This is a genomic window from Archangium sp., assembly GCF_036389735.1.
In the GTDB taxonomy this organism is placed as follows: domain Bacteria; phylum Myxococcota; class Myxococcia; order Myxococcales; family Myxococcaceae; genus Archangium.
Genome location: NZ_DASVWK010000906.1, coordinates 1 through 10,964 on the forward strand (window position 1 = coordinate 1; position 10,964 = coordinate 10,964).

The window sequence follows — 10,964 nt, forward strand, 5'->3', positions numbered from 1 at the left end:
TCGGATTGGCTGATGAAGGTACGTCCAGCCTGCCCCTCCAGCAGGTCGAGGTAGGCATTGAGCTTGTCGACCAGCGGGGAGAGCGTGGCCTCCGAGGGCAGGGGGGAGACCTGTGGAATGGACTTCACGAGGGAGAGGTAAGCCGGGACGATTTCCTCGAGAGCAGCCAGCCTGGTGTCACGCTGGGGGTTGGAGGAACTCCTCGCCTTGGAGACCTGTTTCAGTTGATGGAGCACGTTGCTGGCATGTGGAGAGGCCCCACGAATGAGGGACTGGTCCAGTTCCTGCTGCCATGCGAGAAACCGCTGGGTTTCATTGGTGGATGCGGTCATCAAACACCCGACGTGCCAGTGCCCCTCAGGGGCAATTCGCGTCCGCTCGCGCACTCCCGGAGTGCCGTGGCGATGGCCTTCGCCAGCAGAGGGGGCACGCTGTTCCCAATCTGGTTGTATTGTGAGAGCCCGAGTTCGCCGAGCCGGCCTTCCCGTTCGAGGAGCTTGCGGCTCATCGTCGTGCGCGGGCCACGAAACACGAACGTGTCGGGAAAGCTTTGGATTCGCGCACCCTCACGTGCCGTCAACATCCTCGGTTGGTGAGGATGAACGTGGATTGTCTGGAAATTGGCCGGAAGCGCCAGCGAGGGCTTGGCGGGATCCAGGCGCGTGCAGTTCATCTTGTAGACGCTGTCGCGAACGATTTCCCCCGAATTGCGCCTGCGCTGCCCATGCGTGGCGGCGACGTTCTCTAGAGAGTCCCCGTAGCCGAGCGTACGGAGTCTCTCGACGATCCTGGGCGTGTGCTTCATCGCGACGTGATTCGCGAAACCTTCCGAGCCCTTGCGCATCAGGGCCTGATACGCATTCGCGGGTGGACACGGATATGGCACCGGGCTGTCCACGCCCGCTCCTGGCACGAGGGGAGGGAGGTCGCCGATGGCATCGTCCACGGAGTACCGCACGCCCGGGCTCGCGGATTCGATGAGGGAAGGGAGGGGTTCTCCCTGGCGGCCCGACACAACGAAGATTCGCTCCCTCTTCTGAGGAACGGAGAAGTCGGCGGCCTGTAGCACGAAGACCTTGCTCGTGTACCCGGCCTTCGCCAGCACGTCGAGGTAGACATCGAGCGCACGCCTGCCATCAGCCAGTTTCCCGCTCAAGATGCCCTTGACGTTTTCCATCACCGCATACCGGGGCAGGAGCGTCATGATGACGCGGGCCATCTCGAGTATGAGCGAGTTGCGTCCGTCTACGCGCCCGTACTGTGTCGGGCCGGCCACGGAGAATCCCTGGCACGGCGGCCCGCCCACGACGAGCTCGACTCCCTTGAAGCGATGGCGAAGCCAGCGGGTGGTGCAAGTCTCGATGGGCCTCTGGTGGTGAGCCACTTTCGGGAAGTTGCTCCTGAAGGTGGTGGAGGCGTTCTGGTCTGCTTCAATCGCCCCGGTAACCTCAACCCCGGCCAGGTGAAGCCCGAGTGAGAAGCCTCCCGCCCCCGCGAACAAGTCGAGAGCGTTCACCTCGCGGACCTCGTCGCGTCCGCGAGTGCCTGCGCGATGAGCCTGGCAAGCTGTGGGGGCACGGCATTTCCCACCTGATTGAACTGATTGAGCCCGAGATCCTCTGTGAGGCCCTTGCGGCGCAGGAGTTTCTCCGAGAGCGTTGTCCTTTTTCCGAGGAAGCGGAATGCGTCGGGAAAGCTCTGAAGGCGTGCGGCCTCGCGGACCGTCAGGTTCCGGTGTTCGGTCGGATGCAGGAAGGAACTGTAGAAGGTTGCCGTGATGGTAGGCGCGGGCGAGCGCGGATCGATCCGGCGGTGGTTCTGGTGATACACGATACCGCGCTCCGAGCCATTGCCTCGCCTGCGGGGGGCGTGCTCTTCCCAGGCCGCCAGTTCGTTGCCTCCGACAGGGATGCGCTTGAACCGTTCAATCAGCCGGGGTGTATGTCTCATGGGAACGTGATTGAAAATCCCAATGGCATCACCGCGCAGGGCCCGCTGGTAGCTGTTCGTGGCGCGGCGATCGAAACCGATGAAAGCTCCCTCCTCGATTTCGCGCGGCGAAACGGCAGGCAGATCGGAGAGCGCCTCCATGGCCGTCACCCAGCCCCGTTTCCTCCGCTCGCGGGTCTCGGGGGAACGGTGCGTTCTCCAGTCCTGGAGGTCAGGCGGAGCATCACGCCCCGCCAGGAGGATGGTTCGCAGTCGCCGTTGAGGCACGCCGAAATCCGCTGCGTTCACATCGAACCAGAAGGGGACGTAGTTGGCCTCTTCGAGCAGGCCGTTCACCGCATTGATGAGAGGAGTTTCCGGCTTGAACATGAACCGCCGGATCTCAGGAACGTTCTCCAGGACGATCCAGCGAGGCTTCAGCCTCACGCAGGCCTCGACGAAGACGAAGACCTCGGCGTTTCGAGCATCCGCGCGATCGCGCCGGTTGCTGGCGGCAATTGAAAAACCCTGGCAGGGAGGCCCACCAAGGACCACGTCCACTCCACGATATTTCTCGAAGAAGGATGGCTCGAGGCTTCGTACTTCCTGGTTGTACAGGCGCGTCGCGGGGAAGTTATGGGCATACGTCGCACCAGCCCAGGCATCGCGTTCGACGGCCGCCAGCACACGGTTCCCGGCGAGCTCGAACCCCAAGGACAGTCCCCCCGCTCCTGCATAGAGGTCCACGACGGACAACCCAGCGGATGGCGCGTTGGCCGTCTTTGGCCAGTTCCACAGAGTTGTCTGCCGCGGCTGGAGGAGCAGGCTTGCCGGAGGCGCGCCACCACTACGCATACTCACAGTGGGTGACTTTTCACGTAGGGGCGTCATTGAGCGGGCACATCATGTCATAAGATCGATGAAGTACCAGTCCTTTGCATCCGGCGCGGACGCTCCCGCCCACGCATCCACGAGCATGATTGCCGTTGCCTCGAATCTCCCCGGCCGAGGAGATCCGAGGGAGAGAGGAACGGGAAAGGGAGGAGCGGGTAGGGTAGGATGGGGGCATGTCTTCCGCGTTGGCCTCTCGCATCGAGTTGCTCCAGTCCCAGTACTCCTTCCGCCCTGGTGTCCTCGACCGCTTCGCGCGTTTCCTCGAAGCGGCCTCGGAGGAAGAGCTCTTCCGGATGAGCCCGCTGCGCTACGCCGCCGCCCAGGGGCTCTCCGAGCACGAGGGCATCGACCTCTTCCTGCGCGCCACCCGCATCGGCCTCCTGGAGTTCACCTGGGGCGTCCTCTGCCCCGCCTGCTCCGCCTTCCTCGCCACCCCCGCCGCCCTGCGCTCGCTCCGTCAGGAGAACTCCTGCCAGATGTGCCGGCTCGACTTCGGCCCGAGCGACGACAACATCGAGGTGGCCTTCAACATCTCCCCGGCCGTGCGCCGCCTGCGCTTCCACTCCCCCGAGACGCTCGACCTGCGCCGCGACATGCAGACGGTCGCCTTCTCCTCCAGCCGGGTGGTGCCCGACTTCCTCCGCGAGCGCGGCACGGGCTCCTTCCTCGACTCGGCCACGGTCGCCCCCGATGGCTCCTACCGCTTCACCCGCACGCTCGCCGCGCGGAGCCACTACCTCACCGCCCCCTTCCAGCACGCCTGGGCCTTCTTCGAGGTCTCCGAGGACGCCCCCACCTCGGAGCTGCACTTCGACCTCCTCGAGGGCCGCATCGTCCCGAGCCAGCCGAGCGTGCGCACCGGCGAGGTGTCGCTCGTGGTGCACAACCGCACCTCGGCCCCCATCCAGCTCATGCTCGGCTCGCAGGTCATCTCCCAGGCCGAGACGTGCTCGCTCGAGGCCGCGCTGAAGCCCGTGCTCCTGCCCTACCTCAACGGCAAGCGCCTGGTGACGAACCAGACCTTCCGCGAGCTGTTCCGCGCCGAGAGCATCCCCTCCGAGGGCGGGCTCGAGTTCAAGTCCATGACGGTCCTCTTCACGGACCTCAAGGGCTCCACGGAGATGTACGAGCGCATCGGCGACTTCCGCGCCTACGGGCTGGTGCGCGAGCACTTCGCCGTGCTGCGCGACATCATCGCCTCGCGCGGCGGCTCCCTGGTGAAGACGATTGGCGACGCGGTGATGGCCAGCTTCGCCGAGCCCACCCCCGCCCTGGAGGCCGCCACCGCCATGACGCGCGAGGTGCGCCGGGTGGGCAAGGGCAACGCGGACCTGCACCTCAAGGTGGGTCTGCACACCGGGCCCTGCATCGCCGTGGAGCTCAACGAGCGGCTCGACTACTTCGGCCAGACGGTCAACATCGCCGCCCGGGTGCAGGGCGTGGCCCAGGCCAGTGAGATCGCCATCACCGAGCCCATCTTCTCCGCCCCGGGCGCCCAGGACGTCATCCGCGCCGCCGCCCTCCAGTCCTCGCGCGAGCAGGCCCTCCTCAAGGGCGTGGAGGGCGAGGTCACCGTCTACCGGCTGCGCTGAGGCCCCCAAACGACGACGGCGGATGGGCCCCGTGTGGAGCCCACCCGCCGCCGAGGGACGAAACGTCGGAGCGACTACTTCTTCAGTCGGCTCTCGCAGGCCTCGAAGTCGATGTTCTGGAAGTAGGCGTCCACGTACTTGGCGCGCTCGAACGGCTTGTAGTCCGGCACGAAGGCGTGCTCCCAGGCATCCATGACGATGATGGGGGTGTAGCCGGCGATGTTGCCGTTCTCGTGCAGGGTGATCCAGTGGTTGGAGAGCCAGCCGGTGCGCGGATCCTGGAACGTGACGGCCCAGCCGATGCCCGGCGAGGTGCCCACGGCCTTGAAGTCCGACAGCCAGTTCTCGTAGGAGCCGAAGCTCTGCTCCATGGCCTGCTTCAGCTTGCCGCCCGGCGTGGTCGCCCCGCCCGGCTTCATGTTGCCGAAGTAGTACTCGTGCAGGACCATGCCGTTGTACTCGAAGCCCAGGCGGCGGGTCATCTCGGCGTAGGCCGGGTTGGCGCCCAGGGCCTGGCCCTGGGACTGAAGCCCCGAGAGCGTCTCGGTCAGCTTGTTGGTGCGGTTGACGTAGCCCTCGTACAGCTTGAAGTGCGACTCGAGCACCCCGTCGCTGATGCCCTGGAGCCCCTTGAGGTGGGTGAACTGCATGGGCGTGTACTTCTTCTGGATGTCGGCCATGTCGGGCCTCCGATGGATGAGAAGCGGTTGGACGGGGGTTGTTTCGCGCAGTTGTGCGCGCGGCAACAAGTAAGAAATGCGTCCGGGCCTCGCACGGTGTTATGCCGCGCACGCCATGCCCGAGCTTCCAGAAGTCGAAATCGCCCGGCGCAACCTCGTCCATTGGCTGGACGGTCACCGGGTGGTGAAGGCCGAGGCGGACGACTCCCGCGTCTTCCGCGGGGCCCGCCGGGAGGACTTCGCCTCGCTCCGGGGCCGGCTCGAGTCCCTGGAGCGGCGCGGCAAGTACCTCCTCTTCTCCTTTGAAGGAGGGAAGGGACTGCTGGCCCACCTGGGCATGACGGGCCGCTTCGTGCGCCGCCCCGAGGGCGTCCCCGTCCCCTACAGCCGCGCCCGCTTCCACCTGGACGACAAAGCGGTCATCCACTTCGCCGACTCGCGCCTCTTCGGCCGCATGGAGCCCTGTGCCGCCTCGCGCCTGTACGAGCTGGAGGCCGTGAAGGAGCTGGGGAGGGATCCGCTCGCGGACGGCCTCACCGCCGAGCAGCTCCAGGAGGCCCTGGGCTCCTCGCGGCAGGAGCTCAAGGTGGCCCTGATGGACCAGGGGCGGGTAACGGGGCTCGGCAACATCCATGCCGCCGAGGCGCTCTTCCGGGCCGGCCTCCACCCCTCGCGCAAGCCCGCCTCGCTCACCCCCGAGGAGTGGAAGCGGCTGGCGGACGCCATCCACGCCTCCATCGCCTTCGGCCTGGAGGAGCAGCAGGGCGAGGATCCCGCGTACCTGGAAGATGGAGCGGAGAACCGTTTCCTCGTCTACGGTCGCGCCGGGACGCCTTGCTCCCGCTGTGGGACGAAAGTCGAATCCTTCACCCAGGGTGGCCGCACCACCCATCGCTGTCCGCAGTGCCAACCGCTGCACCCCGGCCGTAAGCCCTCGGACGCACAAAGGAAGAGGGCCTCTCGACGTCGTTGACACCCCCGGCGCACTCCGCTTGACTCGCCGGCCCTTTGCACCTGCCGCATTGGCGGCACCGGAGAAGAACCCCCTATGTCGTCCAACGCCCTGCTGGCGGCACTTCTCGTCGCCTCCGCCACGGCCTCCGCCCAGACGCCCGAGTCGCAGACGGGCACGCCGGCTCCCACCCCCGAGAGCGCCGCTCCCACCACTCCGGCCGACTCCACCGAGGAGCGCATCCGCCAGGAGGTGGACAAACGCCTGGAGGCCGCCAAGCAGGAGATGCGGGAGGAGATCCGCGCCCAGCTCGCCACCCAGTCGCTCTCCAGTGACTGGCAGGAGGAGTGGGTGGAGGAGAAGCGCAAGCTGGAGATCTTCTCGCTCGACGGCTACTACCGCCTGCGCCCCAACCTCTACTACCAGTTCAACCTGGGTCGGGCGCCCGGCCGCGAGCTCTTCCTGCCCTCGGCTCGCGCCACCGAGAAGACCCTGTCCGGCGCCGACATGCGCCTGCGCCTGGAGCCGACCTGCAACATCTCCGAGGAGGTGCGGATCAAGGTGCAGCTCGACGCGCTGAGCAACGTGCTGCTGGGTTCCACGCCCTCCATCTCCAACCCGGGCGACAGCACCTTCTACCTCTTCGACCTCTTCAACGACGGGCAGACGCCGCCCAAGTCGGGCGTCAACGCGCTGAAGGACTCGCTGATGGTGCGCGAGGTCTACGGCGAGGTGTCCACGCCGGTGGGCCTGCTGCGCTTCGGCCGCATGAACGCGCACTGGGGCATGGGCCTGCTGCGCAACGACGGCTCGTGCCTGGACTGCGACTACGGCGACCAGGTGGACCGCGTCATGTTCGTCACGGAGCCGCTCGACGGCTTCTACGTGACGCCCATGCTGGAGTTCAACTCGGAGGGCCTCTTCGCCCAGCCGCGCGGCCTGGAAAGCCAGCCGGTGGACCTCACCAACGCGGATGACAGCCACAGCTGGGTGCTGGCCGTGGCGCGCCGCGACACCCCGCAGCAGGTGAAGGCCAAGCTGGACAACAACCAGGGCGTGCTCAACTACGGCCTGCACTTCAGCTGGCGCACCGAGCGCTTCGCCCCCACGCGGGACGCGAATGGTGCCACCACGGGCGGGCTGCTGCGGCGCGACGCCAACCTCTACATCCCGGACGTGTGGCTGCGCTACGAGGAGCGCAACTTCCGCGTGGAGCTCGAGATGGCGGCCTACATCGGCACCATCGGCAACCGGTCGGGGGTACCGCAGTCGCCCACCACGGCGGATCCCAACCAGGAGCAGGCGCTGGACGTGCGCGCGTTCGGCGGCGCGGCCGTGGGCGAGTACCGGCTGCTCAACGGGCAGCTCAACCTCCAGCTGGAGCTGGGCGTGGCCTCGGGTGACCGGGCGCCGGGCTTCGGCGCCTACGCGGGCCGCTCGGGCTCGGGCGCGGGCGGCTTCACCCAGCCGGGTGACGTGGACGGCCCGCAGTTCCGTTGTGGCAATAACGAGTGCGGCGACAGCTTCATCCGCAACTTCCGCTTCAACCGCGCCTACCGCGTGGACAACATCCTCTGGCGCGAGCTCATCGGCACCGTCACCGACGCCGTCTATGCCAAGCCCACGGTGCGCTACACGCTGGCCCCGGGGTTCGATGCCTTCGGCAGCGTCATCTACTCGCAGGCCCTCTATGCCGAGTCCACGCCCTCCTTCACCGAGAGGCCCCTGGGCATCGAGACCAACCTGGGTGCCCGCTACGAGACCGAGGACGGCTTCATCGCTCGCGCGGAGTGGTCCGTGCTCTTCCCGCTCGGCGGCCTCCAGGACGAGAACGAGTTCCTCCGTCCCACCGAGCTGGCCACGGCCCACGCCGTGCGCGGCGTGATCGGCATCCGCTTCTAGGAAGGCAACATGCGACTGCGCACCCTCGTCGTGGTGCTCGGTGTGGCGGTGGGGGTGGCGGCCTGCGGTATCAAGGGGCCACCCCGCCCGCCCGCGCCGCCGCCTCCCCCCAACTCGGAGACGCAACCTCCTCCCGCGGAGACGCAGCCGCCGGCCTCCCAGCCGCGCGGGCCGCTGCCTTCGTCGATTCCCCCCCCGGACGCCGGAACTCCGTGAATCACTTCACCTACCGTAAGCGTGTCCTGCATGCCGAGGAGGTGCCCCTGTCCGCCATCGCCGACGCGGTGGGCACCCCCGTCTACGTCTACTCCACCGCCACGCTGCGCCGGCACTTCCGGGTGGTGACGGAGGCCTTCGGGGCCCACCCGCACCTGGTGTGCTACGCGGTGAAGGCCAACTCCACCCTGGCCGTGCTCAAGCTGCTGGCCCAGGAGGGCAGTGGCTTCGACATCGTCTCCGGGGGCGAGCTGGCCCGCGTGAAGGCGGCCGGCGGCTCTCCGGGCAAGGCGGTGTTCGCCGGGGTGGGCAAGACGGCGGACGAGATGGCCCAGGCCCTCGACGCCGGCATCCTCTTCTTCAACGTGGAGAGCCCCGAGGAGTTGGATCTGCTCGACGCGGTGGCTCGCTCCAAGGGCAAGCGGGCCCCCTTCGCCATCCGCGTCAACCCGAACGTGGACGCAGGCACGCACCGCCACATCTCCACCGGCCTGAAGACGTCCAAGTTCGGCGTCCCCTTCGAGGAGGCCGTGGCCCTCTACACCCGCGCCAAACGGTTGAAGGGGCTGGAGGCGGTGGGGGTGGACTGCCACATCGGCTCGCAGATTACCCGCACCGCGCCCTTCAAGGCCGCCCTGTCCAAGGTGGGCGGCCTCTACAAGGAGCTGAAGGCCAAGGGGCACGCGCTGCGCTACCTGGACATCGGTGGCGGTCTGGGCATCACCTACACGTCGGAGACGCCGCCCTCGCCCCAGGAGTACGCCAGCACCGCCCTGGCGGCGGTGGGCGACACCGGAGCCACCCTCGTCTTCGAGCCGGGCCGGTTGTTGGTGGGCAACGCCGGGCTGCTCGTCACCCGCGTGCTGTTCCGCAAGAAGACGCCGGCCCGCCAGTTCGTGGTGGTGGACGCGGGCATGAATGACCTGATGCGCCCCGCCCTCTACGACGCCCACCATGGCCTCCAGCCCCTCGTCCAGCGGCGCGGCCAGGAGGTGGAGGTGGACGTGGTGGGGCCGGTGTGCGAGTCCACCGACGTGCTGGCCCGCCAGCGCATGCTGGTGCTCCCCAAGCAGGGGGAGCTGTACGCGCTGATGAGCGCCGGGGCCTACGGCATGAGCATGGCCTCCAACTACAACTCGCGCCCCCGGCCGGCCGAGGTGCTGGTGGACGGGGACGCCTGGCGGGTGGTGCGCGAGCGGGAGAGCGTCGAGGACCTCTGGCGCGGCGAGCGGCCCTGAACGTATAAGCCGCCTCATGAAGACCTTCGAAGGCTCGATGACGGCGCTCGCCACCCCGTTCCGGGAGGGCGCGCTCGATGAGGCGGCCTACCGTGCACTCGTCCGGCAGCAGATCGCCGGCGGGACGAGCGTGCTCATCCCCATGGGCACCACGGGCGAGGCGGTGACGATGTCGCCCGAGGAGCGCTTCCGCGCCACCCGGGTGGTGGTGGAGGAGGCCGCGGGCCGGGTGCGGGTGGTGGCCGGCGCGGGCTCCAACAGCACCGCGGAGACCATCGAGGGCGTGAAGCGCGCCCGCGAGGCCGGGGCCGACGGCACGCTCATCGTCACGCCCTACTACAACAAGCCCACGCAGGCGGGTCTGGTGGAGCACTACCGGGCGGTGGCCAGGGCGCACCCGGGCTTCCCCATCGTGGCCTACAACGTGCCGGGCCGCACGGGCGTGGACCTGCTGCCCGAGACGGCGCTGCGGCTGTGCGACATCCCCGAGGTGGTGGCCATCAAGGAGGCCACGGGGAACATGGCCCGCGCGGTGGACCTGGTGGAGAAGTGCGGCGAGCGGCTCACGCTGCTGTCCGGTGACGACTTCACCGTGCTGCCCTTCATCGCCTGTGGCGGCAAGGGCGTCATCTCGGTGTCCTCCAACGTGGCGCCGCGGATGATGGCGGATCTCGTGGCCGCCGCGCGTGCCGGCGAGCTGGCCAAGGCGCGCGAGCTCCAGGTGCGGATGAACGAGCTGCACCGGCTGCTCTTCGTCGAGTCCAACCCGATTCCCGTGAAGTGGGCCCTGCACAAGCTGGGGCTGTTCGGTCCGGAGGTGCGCCTGCCGCTGGTGCCCATGTCCGAGCCCAACGCGAAGAAGCTGGAGGCCGAGCTGCGCAAACTGGGCCTGACGCAGGGCTGAGAGTCGGACGCGACCATGATCCGCACCGTCATCACCGGCGTCACTGGCCGAATGGGCAGCACCCTGTCGCGCCTCGTTCGTGACGCGAAGGACCTGGAGCTGGTGGGCGCCACCTCGCGCCAGGGCTCGGCGCCCGTGGGCGAGGGCGTCACCGTGGGCGACGACCTTGGCCGGGTGCTCGACGCGAGCCTCGCCCAGGTGGTCATCGACTTCACCAGCGCGGAGGCCAGCGTGGCCCACGCGCGCCAGTGCGCCGAGCGCGGGGTGGCCATGGTCATCGGCTCCACGGGCTTCACCTCCGAGTCCCGCGCCGAGGTGGCCGCCAGCGCGAACGCCATCCCCGTGGTGCTGGCCCCCAACACCTCCGTGGGCGTGAACGTGGTCATCCGCATGGCCGCCGAGCTCGCCCGGGTGCTGGGGGACGGCTACGACGTGGAGGTGCTGGAGGCGCACCACCGCATGAAGAAGGACGCGCCCTCGGGCACGGCGCTCAAGCTCGCCGAGGTGCTCGCCCTGGCGCTGGGGCGCGAGCAGGAGGACCTGACCTTCGCCCGGCATGGGCAGATTGGCGCGCGCCCGAAGAGGGAGATTGGCGTGCAGACGCTGCGCGGTGGGGATGTCGTGGGCGAGCACATCGTGTTCTTCTACGGCGAGGGC

At 68.1% G+C, this 10,964-nt stretch carries 10 protein-coding genes; 7 read left to right on the forward strand and 3 right to left on the reverse strand.

Features of this window, described 5'->3' with window-relative positions; translation table 11 throughout:
* Positions 1-331 precede the first annotated feature (331 nt).
* Both VF794_RS32165 and VF794_RS32170 read right to left on the reverse strand, forming a co-directional pair.
* A complete protein-coding gene (locus VF794_RS32165) occupies positions 332-1,516 on the reverse strand; it encodes a DNA cytosine methyltransferase (protein ID WP_331116940.1) in 1,185 nt (394 codons plus the stop codon).
* Positions 1,513-2,820 (reverse strand): DNA cytosine methyltransferase, encoded by a 1,308-nt coding sequence (locus tag VF794_RS32170; RefSeq protein ID WP_331116941.1) that lies wholly within the window; start codon positions 2,818-2,820, stop codon positions 1,513-1,515. Before VF794_RS32170 ends, VF794_RS32165 begins: the two co-directional genes overlap by 4 nt.
* Positions 2,821-2,996: 176 nt before the next feature.
* Between VF794_RS32170 and VF794_RS32175 the strand changes: the two genes are divergently transcribed.
* Complete coding sequence (locus tag VF794_RS32175; protein WP_331116942.1) at positions 2,997-4,415, forward strand: adenylate/guanylate cyclase domain-containing protein; 1,419 nt, start codon at positions 2,997-2,999, stop codon at positions 4,413-4,415.
* A gap of 74 nt (positions 4,416-4,489) precedes the next feature.
* Here the strand turns inward: VF794_RS32175 and VF794_RS32180 are convergent, their stop codons facing one another.
* Positions 4,490-5,095, reverse strand: coding sequence for a Fe-Mn family superoxide dismutase (locus tag VF794_RS32180; protein WP_331116943.1), 606 nt, complete (start codon positions 5,093-5,095; stop codon positions 4,490-4,492).
* Between the two features lie 115 nt (positions 5,096-5,210).
* Between VF794_RS32180 and mutM the strand changes: the two genes are divergently transcribed.
* The 6 genes from mutM to dapB form a co-directional block, all read left to right on the forward strand.
* The gene (gene mutM, locus VF794_RS32185) at positions 5,211-6,068 is read left to right on the forward strand and encodes a bifunctional DNA-formamidopyrimidine glycosylase/DNA-(apurinic or apyrimidinic site) lyase (protein WP_331116949.1); all 858 of its coding nucleotides are present in this window, start codon (positions 5,211-5,213) and stop codon (positions 6,066-6,068) included.
* 75 nt (positions 6,069-6,143) lie between these two features.
* Positions 6,144-7,949 (forward strand): TIGR04551 family protein, encoded by a 1,806-nt coding sequence (locus VF794_RS32190; RefSeq protein ID WP_331116944.1) that lies wholly within the window; start codon positions 6,144-6,146, stop codon positions 7,947-7,949.
* Positions 7,950-7,958: 9 nt separating this feature from the next.
* Positions 7,959-8,165 (forward strand): LPS translocon maturation chaperone LptM, encoded by a 207-nt coding sequence (gene lptM / locus VF794_RS32195; protein WP_331116945.1) that lies wholly within the window; start codon positions 7,959-7,961, stop codon positions 8,163-8,165.
* The gene (gene lysA, locus VF794_RS32200) at positions 8,162-9,403 is read left to right on the forward strand and encodes a diaminopimelate decarboxylase (protein WP_331116946.1); all 1,242 of its coding nucleotides are present in this window, start codon (positions 8,162-8,164) and stop codon (positions 9,401-9,403) included. The genes lptM and lysA overlap by 4 nt, the downstream gene beginning before the upstream one ends.
* 16 nt (positions 9,404-9,419) lie before the next feature.
* Positions 9,420-10,307 (forward strand): 4-hydroxy-tetrahydrodipicolinate synthase, encoded by an 888-nt coding sequence (gene dapA / locus VF794_RS32205; protein WP_331116947.1) that lies wholly within the window; start codon positions 9,420-9,422, stop codon positions 10,305-10,307.
* Positions 10,308-10,322: 15 nt separating this feature from the next.
* The coding region (dapB, locus tag VF794_RS32210; RefSeq protein WP_331116948.1) for a 4-hydroxy-tetrahydrodipicolinate reductase at positions 10,323-10,964 on the forward strand (642 nt) is incomplete at its 3' end.